1 protein-coding gene is annotated in these 20,020 nt (G+C 77.0%); it reads left to right on the top strand.

Translation table 11 applies throughout. The features are described from left to right. Positions 1-8: 8 nt before the first annotated feature. Positions 9-19,976 carry a non-ribosomal peptide synthase/polyketide synthase gene (locus ACFWJ4_RS18290; RefSeq protein WP_380545094.1) on the top strand — a complete coding sequence of 6,656 codons (19,968 nt, stop codon included), beginning with the start codon at positions 9-11 and terminating at the stop codon, positions 19,974-19,976. The last annotated feature ends 44 nt before the right edge of the window (positions 19,977-20,020 follow it).

The raw sequence follows: 20,020 nt of genomic DNA, 5'->3' as shown, positions 1-20,020 counted from the left end.
AGCCGACCATGACGACTTCGAAGCGAGACCGTGCCGCCGCCCTGCCCGCCGACCTGCGCGAGGCCCTGCGCCGGCGGCTGGCCGGCCGGGCCGGCACCGCGCAGGCCGCCGCCGACCGGGCCATCCCGCGCGCCGACCGCAGCCGGCCGCTGCCGCCCTCCTTCGTCCAGCAGCGGCTCTGGTTCCTGGACCGGCTGCGCCCCGGCGACCCGCGCTACAACAGCGCCGTCGCCCTGCGGTTCACCGGCGCGCTGGACCGCGCGGCCCTCGCCGCGGCGCTGACCGCCGTGGTGGCGCGCCACGAGGCGCTGCGCACCACCTTCGCGGAGAGCGACGGCCGGCCGGTGCAGACCGTCCTTCCGGCCGGGCCGGTGGACCTGCCGGTCCGCACACCGGCCGACGGCGAGAGCCTGGACGCCGTCCTGCTCCAGGAGTACTCCCGGCCCTTCGACCTCGCCCGCGGGCCGCTGCTGCGCGCCCTGCTGGTGGCCGAGTCGCCGCACGCCCACGTGCTGCAGCTGACCGCCCACCACATCGTCACCGACGGCTGGTCCATGGGCGTCGTCCTGGACGAACTGTGCACCGCCTACGACGCCCTGGCCCGCGGCGCCGAACCCGGGCTGCCCGAGGTCGCCGCCCAGTACCCCGACTTCGCGGTGTGGCAGCGCGAGCAGCTCTCCGGCGACCGGCTGGAGAAGCAACTCGCCCACTGGAAGGAGAAGCTGGCCGGCGCGGTGCCGCCGGAACTGCCGCTGGACCACCCCCGGCGCGGCGAGGAGGCCGGCCCCGGCGCCGTGCACACCTTCACCGTCCCCGCGCCGCTCACCGCCCGGCTGCGCGAACTCGCGGCCGAGCGGCAGGGCACCCTCAACACCGCGCTGGTGGCCGGCACCCAGGCGCTGCTGGCCCGCTGGTCCGGCCAGGAGGACGTCACCGTCGGCTCCCTGATGGCCGGCCGCACCCGCACCGAGCTGGAACGGGCCGTCGGCTGCTTCGTCAACACGGTGGTCCTGCGCACCCGGGTGGCGCCCGACGCCTCCTTCCGCGAGCTGCTCGCGGCCGCCACCGGGACCGGCAACGACGCCCTCGCCCACGGCGACACGCCGTTCGAGCGGATCGTCGAGGCGGTCGGCGCGCCCCGCGAGGCCGGCCGCAACCCGCTGTTCGACGTGCTGGTGCTGCTGCACCCCGCCCCGGCCGCGGCCGGTGACCCGCACGGACTCGCCACCGCCCCGGTCACCGTGCCCCGGCAGGCCGCCACCTTCGACCTCAGCGTGGAGTTCGTCCCCGACGGCGAGGCGCTCACCGGCGTCCTGGAGTACCGCGCCGACCTCTTCGACGCCCCCACCGCCCGCCGGACGGCCGACCAGCTGCTGCGGCTGCTGGAGGGCGCCGCCGCCGAACCGGACCGCCCGCTCGCCACCCTGCCGCTGCTCTCCGCGCGGGAGACCGAGCGGGTCACCCGGGACTGGAACGCCACCGCGCTGCCCGTCGAAGCCGTGAGCCACCCCGAACTGTTCCGCCGCCGGGCCGCCCTGACCCCGCACGCCCTCGCCCTGGTCGCCGGGGAGGAGCGGCTCGACTACGCGACCCTCGACGCCCGCGCCGAACGGCTCGCCCGCCACCTGGTCGCCCGCGGCGCCGGCCCCGAACGGCTGGTCGCGCTGCGGCTGCCGCGCACCGCCGACCTGGTGGTGGCCGTCCTCGCGGTCTGGAAGGCCGGCGCCGGCTACCTGCCGCTGGACCCGGCGCTGCCCGAGGAGCGCGTCCAGTACCTGCTTCAGGACGCCCGCCCGGCCCTGCTGCTGGACGAGGAGACCCTGCGCGCCCTGGCGGACCCCGCCCCCGGTGACACGGTCCCCGGCGGCACGGACACCGGCGCCACCGGCCCGCTCGCCCCGCCGGACCTCTCGACCACCGCGTACGTGCTCTACACCTCCGGCTCCACCGGCCGCCCCAAGGGCGTCACCGTCACGCACCGCGCCCTGGCCCACCTGCTCGCCGCCCACCGGGCCGGCTTCGTCGCCGACGCCGGCGGCGGGCCGCTGAACGTCGCGCTGACCGCCTCCCTCTCCTTCGACACCTCGCTGGAGGGCCTGCTGCTGCTGGCCGACGGCCACCCGCTGCACCTGGTCGACGAGACCACCCGGATGGACCCGGCTGCCCTGGTCGAGTACGTCGTGCGCCACCGGATCGACTTCCTCGACCTCACCCCCTCCTACCTGCGCCAACTGCTGCCCGCCGGGCTGCTCGACGACCCCCGCCACCGCCCCCGGGTGCTGATGCTCGGCGGCGAGGCGGTCGCCCCCCGGCTCTGGCGCGAACTCGCCGCCCGCCCCGGGACGGCCGCCTACAACTACTACGGCCCCACCGAGTGCACCGTCGACGCGCTCGCCTGCCGGATCGACGGCGGGGACCGGCCGCTGGTGGGCCGCCCGCTGCCCAACGTCCGCGCCTACGTCCTGGACGGGCGGCTCCGGCCGGTGCCGCCCGGGGTGAGCGGCGAACTCCACCTGGCCGGCGAGCAGGTAGCCCGCGGCTACGCCGGCCGCCCCGGCCTGACCGCCGCCCGCTTCACCGCCGACCCGTACGGCCCGCCCGGCAGCCGGATGTACCGCACCGGCGACCTCGCCCGGTGGACCGCCGACGGGCGCCTGGAGTACCTCGGGCGCGCCGACGACCAGGTCAAGGTGCGCGGCCACCGGATCGAACCCGGCGAGATCGAGGCCGCCCTGCTCGACCTGCCGGAGGTCGCCGCGGCCGCCGTGGTCGCCGTCCCCGACGCCCACGGACAGAACCGGCTGGCCGCCTACCTGGTGTTCGCCGACGGCGCCGCCCGCCCCTTCGCCGAACTGCGCGCCGCCCTGCGCCGGGTGCTGCCCGACCACCTGGTGCCGTCCTCCTTCACCGTGCTCGACGCGCTACCGCTCGGCACCAGCGGCAAGCTCGACCGCCGCGCCCTGCCCGCCCCCGAAACCGAGGCCAGGGAAGGGGAGTTCGTCGCCCCGCGGACCCCGGAGGAGGAGACCCTCGCCGCCATCTGGGCCGAGGTGCTCGGCGTGCCCAGGGTCGGCGTCACCGACAACTTCTTCGAACTCGGCGGCGACTCGATCCTGAGCATCCAGGCCGTCTCCCGGGCCCGCGCCGAAGGCCTGCGGATCGGCTCCCAGGACGTCTTCCGCCACCAGACCGTCGCCGACCTGGCCGCCGCCGCCCGCACCGCCGGCGCCGGGGCCGCCGTCGAGCGGCACCGGGAGGAGGGGCCCGCCCCGCTCACCCCCGTCCAGGAGTGGTTCTTCGCCGCCCACGGCCCGCTGCGCCACTTCACCATGTCGATGCTGCTCGACCTGCCGCACGACCTGGACGAACCGGCCCTGGAACGGGCACTGACCGCCCTGGTGGCCGCCCACCCCGCGCTGCGCACCCGCTTCACCCGCACCGGGGCCGACTGGCGCCAGGAACCGGTCGCCGACGCCGCGGGAACGCTGACTGTCCTCGACCCGGGCGCGGACCGGACCGGAGCCGCCGAGACCGCCAGACTGGAGGCCGCCGAGACCGCCCGCGCCCAACTGGACCCGGCCACCGGCGCCCTGCTGCGCGCCGTCCTGTTCCGCCCCGCCGACGGGCAGCGGTCCCAGCTCTTCCTGACCGCCCACCACCTCGCCGTGGACAGCGTCTCCTGGCGGGTGCTGCTCGCCGAGCTGCCCGAGGCCTACCGGCGGGCCGCCGCGGGCGCCACCCCCGAGCCCGCGCCCGAGCCCACCGCGTTCACCGACTGGGCCCACCGGCTCGCCGCACTCGTCCGGGCCGGCGGCCTGGACGCCGACCTGCCGTACTGGAGCGCCGAGACCGCCGCCCCCGCCGAGCCGCTGCCCGCCGACCTGCCCGGCACCCCCACGGCCGGCTCGGTGCGCACCCTGCGCAGCCGGCTCGACCGGGCCACCACCGGGGCGCTGCTGCGCAAGGTCCCCGAGGTCTACCGCACCCAGGTCAACGACGTGCTGCTCAGCGCCCTGGGCCGGGCCCTCGCCGACTGGACCGGCACCGGACGGGTCACCGTCGCCCTGGAGGGCCACGGCCGCGAGGACCTCTTCGACGACCTCGACCTGTCCCGCACCGTCGGCTGGTTCACCACCCAGTACCCCGTCACCCTCGCCCCGGCCGGCCCCGCCGACGCCCCCGACTGGGCCGCCACCCTCAAGCAGGTCAAGGAGCGGCTGCGCGCCGTGCCCCGCCGCGGCCTGGGCTACGAGGCCCTCGCCCGGCTCGGGTCGCCCGCCGAGGGCGCCGGGGCCCTGCGGGACGTCCCGCTGCCGCAGGTCTGCTTCAACTACCACGGCCAGTGGACCGCCCCCGAGGCCGGCGACTTCGCCCCCGCCGGGCCGGCCCCCGGCCCGGACCTCGCCCCGGACGAGCCGCCGGCCCACCTGCTCGACGTCTCCGCCGTGGTCGCCGACGGCGAACTCGAACTCACCTGGCACTACAGCGACGTGGTCCACGAGGCCGACACCGTCCGGCGGCTGGCCGAGGCCGTGACCACCGCCCTGGGCGCCATCGTCGAACACTGCGCGAGCCCCGGCGCCGGCGGCCGCACCCCCTCCGACTTCCCGCTCGCCGGGCTCGACCAGGAGACGCTGGACCGGCTGGTCGGCGACGGCCGGGACGTGACGGACCTGCTGCCGCTCACCCCCCTCCAGGAGGGCATGCTCTTCCACCGCCTGGTCGGCGGCGAGGACGACGTCTACCTGGACCAGGCCGCCCTGCTGCTGGAGGGCGTCGCCGACCCGCACGCCCTCGCCCTGGCCTGGCAGCGGATCGCCGACCGCACGCCCGCGCTGCGCACCTCGGTGGTCTGGGAGGGCGTCCCCGCCCCGCTCCAGGTGGTGCGCCGGGGCGTCCGGCTGCCGGTGACCCACCTGGACCTGCGGGCCGCCGACCCGGCCGAGCGCGCCGAACGGCTGGCCCGGCTGCGCGCCGAGGACCTCGCCCTCGGCCTGGACATCGCCACCGCCCCGCTCACCCGGCTCACCCTGGTCCGGCTGCCCGAGGCCCGGGTCCAGCTGCTGTGGACCTCCCACCACCTGATCCTGGACGGCTGGAGCCTCGCCCAGGTGCTCACCGACGTGTTCGCCGAGTACGCGGCGCTCACCACCGGCGCGGCGCCCGCCCCGGCGGTGCGCCGGCCCTTCGCCGACTACGTCCACTGGCTCGCCGGGCAGGACGCCGGGGCCGCCCGGGCCCACTGGCGGTCCGTCCTGGACGGCTTCGCCACCGCCACCCCGCTGCCCGCCGACCGGGTGCGGCACGAGGCCCACCGGGCCCGCTCGGCCGGCAGCCACAGCGCCGCCCTGTCCGAGGAGGTCTCCGAGCGGCTCGCCCGCACCGCCCGCCACGCCGGGCTGACCCTGGGCACCGTGGTCCAGGGCGCCTGGGCGCTGCTGCTCTCCCGCTACAGCGGCGAACCGGACGTGCTGTTCGGCACCACCGTCTCCGGCCGGCCCGAGGAACTGCCCGGCGTCGAGTCGATGATCGGCATGTTCATCAACACCCTGCCCACCCGGGTCCGGGTGGACGGCGCCCGCACCGCCGCCCACTGGCTGCGGGAACTCCAGGACGACCAGGCCGAGGCCCGCCGGCACTCGGCGGTCTCGCTCGCCGAACTCACCGGCTACAGCGACGTCCCGTCCGGCAGCGCGCTGTTCGACAGCATCGTCGCCTTCGAGAACTACCCCTTCGACGACGCCCGGGCCGCCGGCACCGGGGTGCGCCTGGCCGAGGTCTCCTCCCGGGACGCCACCAGCTTCCCGCTGGTGCTGCGCGCCTACCAGGGCGGGCAGGTCGGCTTCGACCTCGCCTACGACCCCGGCCTGTTCGACGCCGCGACCGTGCGGGCCCTCGCCGAGCGGCTCTGCCTGCTGCTCACCGAGCTGGCCGCCGGACTGGACCGCCCGCTGCGCGCGCTGGCCTGGACCACCGCCGAGGAGCGGCGCCGGCTGCTGGTCGACTGGAACGGCACCGCGCAGGGCCGGCCCGGGCGCAGCCTGGTCGAGCTCTTCGAGGAGCAGGCCGCCCGCACCCCGGACGCCGAGGCCGTCACCTGCGGCGAGGAGCACCTCGACTACGCCGAACTGGACGCCCGGGCCGACCGGCTCGCCCACCGGCTGGCCGAGTTCGGCGCCGGCCCCGAGCGGTACGTCGCCCTCGCGCTGCCCCGCACCGCCGAGCTGGTGGTGGCCGTCCTCGCCGCCCTCAAGACCGGTGCGGCCTACCTGCCGCTCGACCCGGCCCTGCCCGCCGAACGCAGAGCCGAACTGCTGCGCGACGCCGCCCCGGTGGCGCTGGTGACCCTGGAGACCGGGGAGGCCCCGGAGACCCCGGACGGGCCGACCGGCGTCGACGTGCCCGTGCTCGCCCTGGCCGACCCCGGGGTGCGCGCCGACCTGGCCCGGCGCCCGGCCGGCCCGCTCGGCCCGCGGGGAGGCCCCGGCCACCGCCCGCTGCCCGACAGCCCCGCCTACGCCATCTACACCTCCGGCTCCACCGGCCGCCCCAAGGGCGTCGTGGTGCCGCACGCCAACGTGGTGCGGCTCTTCGAGCGGACCCGGGAGCTGTTCGGCTTCGGCGCCGAGGACGTCTGGACGCTCTTCCACTCCTACACCTTCGACTTCTCGGTCTGGGAGCTGTGGGGCCCGCTGCTCCACGGCGGCCGACTGGTGGTGGTGCCCGAGGACACCGCCCGCTCCCCGGAGGACTTCCTGCGGCTGCTCGCCGACGAGCGGGTCACCGTCCTCAACCAGACCCCGTCCGCCTTCCACCAGCTGGCCCGCGCCGACGCCCGGCTCCCTGACGTCTCCGCCCGGCTGGCGCTGCGCACGGTGGTCTTCGGCGGCGAGGCGCTGGACGTCACCCGGCTCGCCGACTGGTACCGGCGCCACCCCGAGGACGCGCCGCGCCTGGTGAACATGTACGGCATCACCGAGACCACCGTGCACGTCACCCACACCGCGCTGGACCTCGCCACCGCCACCGCCGGCGGCCCCGGCCCGATCGGCACCGGCATCGCCGACCTGCGGCTGTACGTGCTCGACGACGACCTGGCCCCGCTGCCCCCGGGCGCGGTCGGCGAACTGTACGTGGCGGGCGAGGGATTGGCCCGCGGCTACCTCAACCGGCCCGGCCTGACCGCCACCCGGTTCCTCGCCGACCCGTTCGGCGCCCCCGGCACCCGGATGTACCGCACCGGCGACCGGGCCCGCTGGCAGGCCGACGGCACCCTGCGCTACCTGGGCCGCGCCGACCAGCAGGTCAAGATCCGCGGCTACCGGATCGAACCCGGCGAGATCGAGGCCGCCCTCCAGACCCACCCCGGCGTGGGCCTGGCCACCGTCGGCGTCCACGAGGACACCGCCGGCACCCGCCGGCTGGTCGCCCACGTCGTCGGCACGGACCCGCTGCGGCCCCCGGGCGCCGCCGAGCTGCGCGCCCACCTGGAACGGCTGCTGCCCGCCTACCTGGTGCCGGCCGCCTACGTGCCGCTGGCCGCCCTGCCGCTCACCCCCAACGGCAAGCTCGACCGGCGCGCCCTGCCGGCGCCCGGACCGGACGGCTACGCCGCCGGCCGCGAGCGCACCGCGCCCCGCACCCCCGCCGAGCGGCTGGTCGCCCGGGCCTGGACGGAGGTGCTGGACGCCGGCCCGATCGGCGCCGAGGACGACTTCTTCGCCCTCGGCGGCGACTCCATCCTCGCCGTGCGGGTCACCGCCCGGCTGCGCGCCGCCTTCGGCACCGCCGACCTCTCGCCCCGGCTGCTGTTCACCCACCCCGTGCTCGCCGACCTCGCCGAGGCGCTCGGCGAGCCGGGCCCGGGCGCCGCACGGACCGCCGCCCCGGCCGTCCTCCCCGCCGCCGACCCGGGCAGCGAACCGCCGCTCTCCTACGCCCAGCAGCGGCTCTGGTTCCTCGACCGCTTCGAGCCCGGCAGCACCGAGTACACCTCGCTGTCCGTGCTGCGGCTGCGCGGCACCCTCGACCGGGCCGCGCTGGGCGGCGCCCTGGACGCCCTGGTCGAGCGGCACGAGGCACTGCGCACCACCTACGCCGAACGGGACGGCCGGGCCCGGCAGGTGGTGCGCCCGCCCCACCCCGTCGAACTGCCCCGCGAGGACGTCCCGCCGGCCGACCTGGACGCCCGCCTGGAGCGGATCGCCGCCACCCCCTTCGACCTCGAAGCCGGCCCGGTGCTGCGCGCCCGCCTGCTGCGCACCGCCGCCGACGAGCACGTCCTCGCCCTGGCGGTGCACCACATCGCCACCGACGGCTGGTCGATGGGCGTGCTCGGCCGCGACCTCGGCGAACTGTACGCCGCCGCCCTCGAAGGCCGCCGCCCGCGGCTGCCCGCGCCGCCCGTCCGGTACACCGACTACGCGGCCTGGCAGCGCACCCGCACCGCCGCCGCCGAGGCCGACCTCGACCACTGGCGCCGGACCCTGGACGGCCTGGTCCCGCTGGAGCTGCCCACCGACCGGCCGCGCCCGGCGGTGCGCACCCGGGAGGGCGCGCTGGTCACCTTCACCCTGCCCGCCGAGCTGACCGCCCGGCTGCGCGAGCGCGGCCGGGAGGCCGACGGCACCCTCTACACCGTCCTGCTGGCCGCCTGCCAGGTGCTGCTGGCCCGCTGGACCGGGCAGACGGACATCGCCGTCGGTACCGTCACCTCCGGCCGCGAACAGGGCGAACTCCACGACGTGGTCGGCATGTTCGTCAACACCCTGGTGCTGCGCGGCGACATCCGCCCCGAGCTGTCCTTCCACGAGCTGCTGACCGCCGCGCGGGCCACCGTCCTGGACGCCCTGGCCCACCAGGAGGTGCCCTTCGAACGGCTGGTGGACGTCCTCCAGCCGGAGCGCGACACCAGCCGCACCCCGCTGTTCCAGGTGATGGTGGCGCTGCACAACCTCGGCGCCGAGGCGCCCCGGCTGCCCGGTCTGACGGTGGAACCCCTCACCCCGCCCGTCCGCAACGCCACCTTCGACCTCTCCTTCGACTTCGCCGAGCACGACGGCGGCCTGACCGGCTACCTGGAGTACAGCACCGGGCTCTTCGACGCCCGCACCGCCCAGCAGCTCGCCGACCGGCTGGCCACCCTGCTGGCGGCCGCCGCCGACGCGCCCGCGACGGCCGTCGGGGCGCTGCCGCTGATGACCGGGGAGGAGCGGGAGCAGGTGCTGCGGCAGGGGCGCGGCGAGCCGCTGCCCGGGCCCGACACCACCTTCACCGCCCTGTTCGAGGAGCAGGCCGCCCGCACCCCGGACGCCACCGCGCTGGTCGCCCGCGACGCCACCCTCGACTACGCCGCGCTCAACACCCGGGCCAACCGCCTCGCCCGCCACCTGGCCGCCCTCGGCGCCGGCCCGGAGCAGGTGGTCGCCGTCCGGCTGCCGCGCACCTCCGACCTGCTGGTGGCACTGTTCGCGGTGCTCAAGGCCGGCGCCGTCCTCCAGTTCGTCGACCCGGACCTGCCCGAGGAGCGGGCCGCCCTGCTGCTCGACGACACCCGGCCGCGCACGGTGCTGACCGATCACACCCTGCGCGAGGTGCCGTGGGAGGCCCTGCCCGGCCACGACCTCACCGACGCCGAACGGACCGCCCCGCTGCTGCCCGGGCACGCCGCCTACCTGATCCACACCTCCGGCTCCACCGGCCGCCCCAAGGGCGTGGTCGTCGAGCACCGCCAGCTGGTCAACCTCTGCCGCGACCACCGGGAGGGGATGCTCGCCCCGCACACCGCCGACGGCAGCCGGCTGAAGGTCGCCCTCAGCGCCTCCCTCTCCTTCGACACCAGCTGGGAGGGCCCGCTGCTGCTGGTCTCCGGCCAGGAACTCCACCTGATCGACGAGGACGTCCGGCTGGACCCGCAGGCCTTCCTCGCCCGGATCGTCGACCAGCGGCTCGACGTCGTCAACGTCACCCCCTCCCTGCTGCGCGAACTCACCGCCGCCGGACTGTTCGCCCCCGCCCCCCACCACCCCCGGCTGCTGCAGCTCGGCGGCGAGGCGATCCCCGCCGCCACCTGGCGGGACCTGTGCGCGGCCCAGGCCGAGTACGGCATGAGCACCTACAACCTGTACGGGCCCACCGAGTGCACCGTCGACGCCGCCTACGCCCGCTGCGCGGACCACCCCGGGCGCCCGGTGATCGGCCGGCCGGGCCGCGGCGTCACCGCCCACGTGCTCGACGGCGCGCTGCGCCCGGTGCCGCCGGGCATGCCCGGGGAGCTGTACCTGGCCGGGGAACAGGTCGCCCGCGGCTACCTGAACCGGCCCGGGCTGACCGCCACCCGCTTCCTCGCCGACCCGTTCGGCGCCCCCGGCACCCGGATGTACCGCACCGGCGACCTGGCCCGCTGGGACGCCGAAGGACAGCTGGAGTTCCTCGGCCGGGTCGACGAGCAGGTCAAGATCCGCGGCTTCCGGATCGAGCCCGGCGAGGTGGAGGCCGCCCTGCTGACCCACCCCGACCTCGCCGACTGCGCCGTCGCCGCCCGCGAACAGGGCGGCCGGACCCTGCTGGTCGGCTACCCGGTGCCGGCCAGCGACCGGGTGCCGCCCGCCGAGGAACTGCGGGCCTGGCTGCGCCGCACCCTGCCCGACCACCTGGTGCCCACCGCGTTCGTCCCGCTGGCCCGCGTCCCGCGCACCGTCAGCGGCAAGACCGACCGGCGGGCCCTGCCCGCCCCGCCCACCCAGCCGGACCGCACCACCCCGTACGTCGCCCCGCGCCCCGGCACCGAGCAGCGGCTCGCCGCGATCTGGGCCGAGGTGCTGGGCGTGGAGCGGGTCGGCGCCCGGGACAACTTCTTCGCCCTCGGCGGCGACTCCATCCTCAGCATCCAGATCGTCTCCCGGGCCCGCGCCGCCGGCCTCGCCCTCACCACCAAGGACGTCTTCCGCTACCAGAACGTCGCCGAACTCGCCCTGTGCGCCGGTGAGTCGTCGGTACGGACGGAGGCGGACGTGGCCGAGCCCGCCGAGGCCCCGCTCACCCCGATCCAGCACTGGTACCTCGACGGCCGCCGGGAGGGCGAGGCGCTGCGCTTCACCATGACCCAGCGGCTGGCCCTGGCCCCGGGCACCGACCCGGCCGCCCTGCGGACCGCGGTGCTGGCCCTGGCGGAGCACCACCCGGCGCTGCGCACCCGCTTCCGCCGGGGCGGATCCGGCTGGCACCAGGAGGTCCTGGAGCAGGCACCGGACGGCGTCTACACCCACCACCCGGCCACGGCGGAAGCGCAGGTGCAGCGCGCCGCCGACGAGGCGCAGCGCTCCCTCGACCCGGTCGAGGGCCGGATGCTGCGCGCCCTGTTCTTCGACGGCGGCGCCGACCAGGCCGGCCAGCTCGTCCTGACGATCCACCACCTGGCCGTCGACGGCGTCTCCTGGCGCATCCTGCTCGCCGACCTCGAAGCGGCCTACCGCGCCGCCCGCACCGGCGCACCCGTCCGGCTCCCGGAGCCGGGCACCTCCTACACCCGCTGGGCCGCCCGGCTGGAGCGGCACACCCGCTCCGGCGCCCTGGACGGCGACAGCGCGTACTGGACCCGCACCGGCCAGGCCCCGGCCGGGCTGCCCGAGGGGCGGCCCGGCCCCAACACCCACGGCACCGCCGCCACGGTCACCGTCACCCTGGACGAGCGGACCACCGAGGCGCTGCTGCGGCACGTCCCGGACGTCTACCGCACCCAGGTCAACGACGTCCTGCTCAGCGCGCTGGGCCGCACCCTGGCCCGCTGGTGCGGCCGCGACTCCGTGCTGATCGGGGTGGAGGGCCACGGCCGCGAGGACCTCTTCGCCGACCAGGACCTCTCCCGGACGGTCGGCTGGTTCACCGCCGAGTTCCCGCTCGCCCTGCACGTCGACCCCGAAGCCGGCTGGCACGACACCCTGCGCTCGGTCAAGGAGCAGCTGCGCGCCGTCCCGCTGCGCGGACTCAGCCACGGCGCCCTGCGCCACCTGCACCCGTCCGCCCTGCCGGCCGACGCGGCCGCGCCGCTGATCGGCTTCAACTACCACGGCCAGTGGGACAGCCGCAGCGCCGCCGCCGACGGGCTGCTGCGCGGCTCGCTGCCCCCGGCCGGACGGGACACCGACCCCGACGAGCCCCGCCCCTACCTGCTGGACGTCATCGGGGCGGTCCAGGACGGCCGGCTCGAACTGGGCTGGACCTACCCCGCGGCCCGCTACGACGAGGCCACCGTCCGCGCCCTCGCCGAGCAGACCCTCCAGGCGCTGCGCGAGCTGGCCGAGCACTGCGCGAGCCCCGGCGCCGGCGGCCGCACCCCGTCCGACTTCCCGCTGGCCGGCCTCGACCAGGAGCGGCTGGACGCCCTGGTCGGCGACGGCCGCGACACCGAGGACGTGCTGCCGCTCACCCCCCTGCAGTCCGGCATGCTCTTCCACGGCCTGGTCGACGAGGACGGCGCCTACGTGGACCGGATCGCCGTACGGCTGGCCGGCGTCGCCGACCCGGCGGCCTTCGCCGCGGCCTGGCAGCAGGTCGCCGACCGCACCCCGGCGCTGCGCACCTCCGTGCACTGGCGCGGCCTGCCGCACCCCGTTCAGCTGGTCGCGCGCCGTGCCGCCCTGCCCGTCCGCCACCTGGACTGGCGCGCGCTGACGGCCGAACAGCGCGCCGGGGGGACCGAACGGCTGCTCGCCGAGGAGCGGGCCGCCGGGCTGGACCTGGGCACCGCACCGCTCAGCCGGCTGGCCCTGGCCGCGCTGCCCGGCGAGGAGGTGCTGCTGCTCTGGTCCACCCACCACGTGATCCTGGACGGCTGGAGCACCGGACAGCTGCTCACCGAGGTGTGCGAGGAGTACGCCGCGCTCACCGGCGGACCGCAGGCGCCCCGCCCGGTCCGGCGCCCGTTCGCCGACTTCCTGGCCTGGCTGCGCGAGCAGGACGAACAGGCCGCCGAGGACCACTGGAGCGGCGCCCTGGCCGGGTTCACCGAACGGACCGCGCTGCCCTACGACCGCCGGCCCGCGGGAGCGCACCGGGCCCGGGCCACCGCCGCCGTCCACCGCGCCCTCGACGAGGCGCTCTCCGCGCGGCTGCGGGAGAACGCCGCCGCCGCCGGACTGACCGTCAACACCCTGGTCGAGGGAGCGTGGGCGCTGCTGCTGGCCCGCTACGGCGGCACCGCGGACGTCGTCTTCGGCACCACCGTCTCCGGGCGGCCGGCCGAACTGCCCGGCGTCGAGACGATGATCGGCCTGTTCATCAACACCGTGCCGGCCCGGGTCCGGCCGCCCGCGACCGGCGGCGTGCTGCCCTGGCTGCGGGACCTCCAGGACCGGCAGAGCGACGGCCGCCGCCACGACCACCTGGCGCTGCCCCGGATCCATGCCCTGAGCGAACTGCCCGCCGGGGAACCGCTGTTCGACAGCATGCTGGTGTTCGAGAACTACCCCGTCGACGAGTCGGCCGCGGACCGCACCGGCGTGCGGGTGGTCGAGGTGCGCGCCGACGACGCCACCACCTTCCCCTGGTGCCTGCGCGCCCACCTCAGCGGGCAGCTCGCCTTCGACCTGGCCTACGACCCCGCCCTGTTCGACGACGGCACCGTCCGGGACGCCGCCGACCGCCTCGCCCTGCTGCTGACCGCCCTCGCCGACGGCCTGGACGGCGACCTCGCCGCGCTGGACCCGCTCACCGCGGCCGACCGCGAACTGCTGGCCTCCTGGCACGCCACCGCCCGCCCGCCGGTGCCGCGCAGCCCGCTGGGGATCTTCGCCGAGCAGGCCCGCCGCACCCCCGACGCCCCCGCCGTGCGCGACGGCGAGCGGGAACTGACGTACCGCGGGCTCGACGACTGGTCCGACCGGCTGGCCGCCCGGCTGCTCGCCGACGGCCTGGCCGCCGAGGACCGGGTGGCGCTGGCGATGGACCGCGGCACCGAACTCGTCGTCGCCCAACTGGCCGTCCTCAAGGCGGGCGGCGCCTACCTGCCCGTCGACCCGCGCGCCCCCGAGGAGCGCCGCCGCGCCCTGCTCGACCGGGCCGGCGCCGCCCACCGGCTGACCGCCGAACAGGTCGCCGCCGCACGGACCGGCGAGGCCGCCCCGCACCTTCCGCCCGCCGACCCCGACCGGCTGGCGTACGTGATGTACACCTCCGGCTCCACCGGCGAACCCAAGGCCGTCGCCGTCCGGCACCGCGACGTGGCCTCGCTCGCCACCGACAGCCGCTTCACCGACGGCAGCTGCGCCCGGGTGCTGCTGCACTCGCCGGTCGCCTTCGACGCCGCCACCTTCGAGGTGTGGGCGCCGCTGCTGAACGGCGGCTGCGTGCTCGTCGCCCCCGCCGGCCCGGTGGACGCCGCATTGCTGCGCCGCCTCGCCGGACCGGACGGACCGACGGCGCTGTGGCTCACCGCCGGACTGTTCCGGCTGCTCGCCCAGGACGCGCCGGACTGCTTCACCGGCCTGCGGGCCCTGTGGACCGGCGGCGACGTGGTGCCCGCCGCCGCCGTGCGCCGCGTCCTGGCGGCCTGCCCCGGACTGACCGTGACGGACGGCTACGGCCCCACCGAGACCACCACCTTCGCCACCGCCCACGCCCTCCCGGACGCCGCGGCCGTGCCCGACACCGTCCCGATCGGCCGCCCGCTGGACGACCGGCGGGTGCACGTCCTGGACGGCCGGCTGCGGCCCGTCCCGCCGGGCTGCGCGGGCGAGCTCTACCTGGCCGGCGAGGGCCTGGCCCGCGGCTACCTCGGCCGCCCCGGCGCCACCGCCGCCCGCTTCCTCGCCGACCCCTCCGGCCCGCCCGGCGCCCGGATGTACCGCACCGGGGACCTCGCCCGGCGCCGCCCCGACGGCACCGTCGAGTTCCTCGGCCGCGCCGACGACCAGGTGAAGATCCGCGGCTTCCGGGTCGAGCCCGCCGAGGTGGAGGCCGCCCTCGCCGCCCACCCGAAGGTCACCGACGTCGCCGTGGTCGTCCGGGAGGACCGGCCCGGCGCCCGCCGGCTGGTCGCCTACCCGGTCGGCGCCGTCGACCCCGAGGAACTGCGGGCCTTCGCCGCCCGCACCCTGCCCGACTACCTCGTCCCGGCCGCCGTCGTCCCGCTCCCCGCCCTCCCACTGAGCCGCAACGGCAAGGTCGACCGCGCCGCCCTCCCGGCGCCCGAGGAGCGGCCCGGCCACGGGCGCCGCGCCCGCGTCGAACCGCGCACCGCCGCCGAACACCGCACCGCCGAGGTCTTCGCCGAGGTCCTCGGCATCCGCCCGCCCGGCACGGACGAGGACTTCTTCGCACTGGGCGGCGACTCCATCCTCAGCATCCGGCTCGCCGCCCGCCTCGCCGAGGCCTTCGGCGCCGACCTCGGCCCCCGCGCGGTCTTCGACCACCCCACCCCGGCCGGCCTGGCCCGGCTGCTCACCGAGGCGTCCGGCACCCCGGCCCGCCCGCCCGTCGTCCCGGTGCCCCGCACGGGCGCGGCCCCGATGTCCCACGCCCAGCAACGCCTCTGGTTCCTGGAGGAGTTCACCCCCGGCGTCGCCGAGAACGTCGCGCTCGCGCTGCGGCTGCGCGGCACTCTCGACCCCGGCGCCCTCGGCGCGGCCCTGGACGCCCTGACGGCCCGGCACGAGTCGCTGCGCACCACCTTCGACAGCGTCGACGGCCACGGCGTCCAACTGGTCAACCCGCCGCACGTCGTCCCGCTGCCGCTGCACGACCTCTCCGGCCGGCCCGCCGACGAACGGCCGCAGGCCCTGCGCGACCTGCTCGCCGCCGAACGCGCCCGCCCCTTCGACCTGCGCCGCGGACCCCTGCTGCGCGCCACCCTGGCCCGGCTGGCCGACCACGAACACGTGCTGGCGCTGACCCTGCACCACATGGTCACCGACGGCTGGTCCACCGGCGTGCTGCTCACCGACCTGGCCCACCTCTACCGTGCCGAACTCGACTCCACGGAAGCCGAGTTGGCTCCACTTCCGGTGCAGTACGCCGACTACGCCCACTGGCAGCGCACCGAAGGCGCCCCCACCGGGGAACAGCTCGCCTACTGGAAGCGCCAACTGACCGGCGTGGTGCCGCCGCGGCTGCCCACCGACCGGCCCCGGCCCGCGGTGCGCACCGCCAACGCCGCCAACGCCGCCACCGTCCGCCTGGAGCTGCCCGCCGACACCGCCCGCCGGCTGACCGAGGTCGGGCGGGAGCGCGGCGCCACCCTGTTCACCACCCTGGTCGCCGCGGCCCAGGCCTACCTGGCCCGGCTCTGCGGGGACACCGACATCACCGTCGGCACCATCACCTCCGGCCGGCACCGGCCCGAGATCCAGCAGCTGGTCGGATTCTTCGTCAACACCCTGGTGCTGCGCTCCCGGGTGGAACCCGGCCAGTCCTTCGCCGCCCTCCTCGGCGAGGTGCGGCAGACCGTCCTCGACGCCTTCGCCCACCAGGACGTGCCCTTCGAGAAGGTGGTCGACGAGGTCCAGCCGGTGCGCGACACCAGCCGCAGCCCGCTCTTCCAGGTCCACGTGGTGCTCCAGAACGCGCCGTCCGCCGAACCCGACCTGCCGGGCCTCGACGTGACCGGCATCGAGCCCGACGCCGTACGGACCGCCTTCGAGCTGGTGCTGGAGTTCGTCGAGACCGGGAGCGGCGCGCTGCACGGCCTGCTCACCTACAACACCGACCTGTTCGACCCGGCCACCGTCGAGCGGATGGCCGGCCAGCTCGCCACCCTGCTGACCGCCGTCGCCGAGGACCCGGCCCGCGCCGTCGGCGCGCTGCCGCTGGCCGGACCGGACACGCCGCCCGGCGAGACCGGCGGCACCTTCCGCCCGGTGCCCGAAGCCACCCTGCCCGAGCTGTTCGAGCGCCGGGCCGCCGCCACCCCCGACGCACCCGCCCTGCTCGACGGCGAGCGGCAACTCAGCTACGCCGAACTGGACCGGGCCGCCAACCGGCTTGCCCACCACCTCATCGGGCGCGGCGTCGGGCCCGAGCGGCTGGTCGCCCTCGCCCTGCCCCGCTCGGCGGCCATGGTGGTCGCCCAGCTCGCCGTCGCCAAGGCCGGTGGCGCCTTCCTCCCGGTCGACCCGGACTACCCGGCGCCCCGGCGCGCGTTCATGATCCGTGACGCCGCCGCCCACCTGGTGCTCGACGACCCGGACGGGGTCTGGACCGCCGAAGGCCCGGACACCGCACCCACCAACGCCGACCGCACCACCGCCCTCACCCCCGCCCACCCGGCCTACGTCATCTACACCTCCGGCTCCACCGGCACCCCCAAGGGCGTCCTGGTGACCCACGCCGGCCTCGCCGTCTTCGCGGCCGCCGCCGCCGAGCAGTACGCCGTCGGCCCCGGCGACCGGGTGCTCCAGTTCGCCTCGCCCAGCTTCGACGCCTCCGTGCTGGAACTGTGCATCTCCCTGCTCTCCGGGGCCGCCCTGGTCACCGGCGAGGAAGGACCGCTGGTCGGCGAACGGCTCGCCGAGGTCCTCGCCGCCCGCCGGATCAGCCACACCCTGATCCCCCCGGCGGCCCTGGCCACCGTGGAACCCGCAACCGCCGCCGCCCTCCCGGACCTGCGCACCCTGGTGGTCGGCGCCGAGGCCTGCCCGGCCGACCTGGTCGACACCTGGGCCCCCGGCCGACGGATGATCAACTCCTACGGCCCCACCGAGGCCACCGTCGTCGCCAGCTGGACCGGCCCGCTCACCCCCGGCACCGGCACCCCCGCGATCGGCCGGCCCAGCGGCGCCACCCGCGCGTACGTCCTGGACACCGCCCTGCGGCCGGTGCCGCCCGGCGTCACCGGGGAGCTCCACCTGGCCGGCCCCGGCCTCGCCCGCGGCTACCTCGGCCGCCCCGGCCTCACCGCCCAGCGCTTCCTGCCCGACCCGTACGGCGCCCCCGGCGACCGGATGTACCGCACCGGGGACCTCGCCCGCCGCGACGCCGACGGCCAACTCCGCTTCACCGGCCGCGCCGACGAACAGATCAAGCTGCGCGGCTTCCGCATCGAACCCGGGGAGATCGAGAGCGCCCTGCGCCGCAGCCCCCTGGTGCGCGACGCCGTCGTCACCGTCCGCGCCGACGGCCCCGGCGGCGGACGGCTCGTCGGCTACGTCGTCCCGACCGACGCCACCACCGGCGCACCCGCCCTCGAACTCCGCCTCCACCTGGCCGAAACCCTGCCGCCCCACCTGGTCCCCGCGGCCTTCGTCCCGCTGGCCGCCCTGCCGCTCACCCCCAACGGCAAGCTCGACCGCCGGGCCCTGCCCGACCCCGGGCCCGCCCACGCCACCGCCGGCCCGGGCCGGGCGCCGGAGACCGACCTCGAACGCCGGATCGCGCGGATCTGGGCCGACGTCCTCGGCCTCGACGAGGTCGGCGCCGACGACAACTTCTTCCTGCTCGGCGGCGACTCCATCCTCAGCATGCAGGTGGTGTCCCGGCTGCGCCGCGACGGCCTCCACCTGGCCACCCGGGACCTGTTCAGCCACCAGACCGTGGCCGAACTCGCCACCGTCGTGCGCACCGCCACCGAACGCGCGGACGACGGCCCGGTGACCGGCGGCCTGCCGCTCACCCCCATCCAGGAGTGGTTCCTGACCACCCCGCGCGCCGCCCACCACCACTTCAACCAGTCCACCCTGCTCGAACTCGGCGCCGACCCCGACCCGACGGCACTGCGCGCCGCCCTCGACGCCCTGCTGGAACACCACGACGCGCTGCGCATGCGCTTCACCCGCGACGAGGCCGGCTGGCACCAGTTCAACCCGCCGCCCGCCCCCGCCGAGGACCTCCTGATCCGCTACGACCTGACCGGGCAGAGCGCCGAGGCCGCCGACGCGGCCATGGCCAAGGCCGCCGACGAACTCCACGCCGGCTTCGACCTGGCCCGCGGCCCGCTGCTGCGCGCCGCCCTGTTCACCGGCCACCCGGAGCACCCCGCCCTGCTGCTCCTGGTCGCCCACCACCTGGTCGTCGACGCCGTCTCCTGGCGGGTGCTGCGCGACGACCTGGAGAGCGCCCACCGGCAGGCCGTCCGCGGCGGGGCGATCACCCTGGGGGAGCGCGGCACCTCCTTCCGGGACTGGGCGCACCGGCTCGCCGGACATGTCGCCGAGGGCGGCCTGGACCACGAACTCCCGTACTGGGAGGAGGCGGTGAGCGCCCGGACGGCCCTGCCCGGCGGCCCGGCCGACCCCGGCGGCGCCGCGAGTGATGACACCGCCGACGACGATGTCGCGAGCGACGGCGCCGAGAGCGACGCGGTCACCGTCGAACTCGACGAGGCGGACACCGAGGCACTGCTGCGCGCCGCCCCCGCCGCCTACCGCACCCGGGTCAACGACGTGCTGCTCGCCGCGCTCGCCCTCGCCCTGGCCCGCTGGAGCGGACAGCAGCGGATCGCCCTGGACCTGGAAGGACACGGCCGGGAGGACCTGCTGGAGGGCGTCGACCTGTCCCGCACCGTCGGCTGGTTCACCACCGTCCACCCCGTCACCTTCCACGTCCCCGACCCCGACCGGCCCGATCCGGACCGCGACTGGCGCGCCCTGGTGAAATCCGTGCGCCGGCAACTGCGTGCGGTGCCCGGCAACGGCCTGGGCTTCGGCGCCCTGCGCACCTTCGGCACCCCCGAGGTCCGCGAGCGCCTCGCCGCCGGCGGGCACGGCCAGGTCGTCTTCAACTACCTCGGCCAGTGGGACGCCCGGCCCGAGACCGCCGGCGACGGCCTGGTCCGCGCCGAACTCGGCTCCTTCGGCCAGGACCACGACCCCCGGGACGGCGGCTCCCACCCGCTGGAGGTGGTCGGCGCGGCCCAGCACGGACGCCTCGCCTTCACCTGGCAGCACCGGCCCGCCGTGCACGACACCGGGGCCGTCCGCCGGGCGGCCGAGGACTTCGCCGCCGCCCTGCGGCAGATCGCCCGGCACGCCCGGGAAAGCCGCTGACCGCACACCACCACCGACACCCGTTCGTCCGACGACAGAGGAGC

This window comes from Kitasatospora sp. NPDC127067, from assembly GCF_042724755.1.
In the GTDB taxonomy this organism is placed as follows: Bacteria; Actinomycetota; Actinomycetes; order Streptomycetales; family Streptomycetaceae; genus Kitasatospora; species Kitasatospora lactacystinica.
Note: the sequence above shows the minus strand (reverse complement) of the source record. Positions and strands in the feature narration are given on the sequence as shown.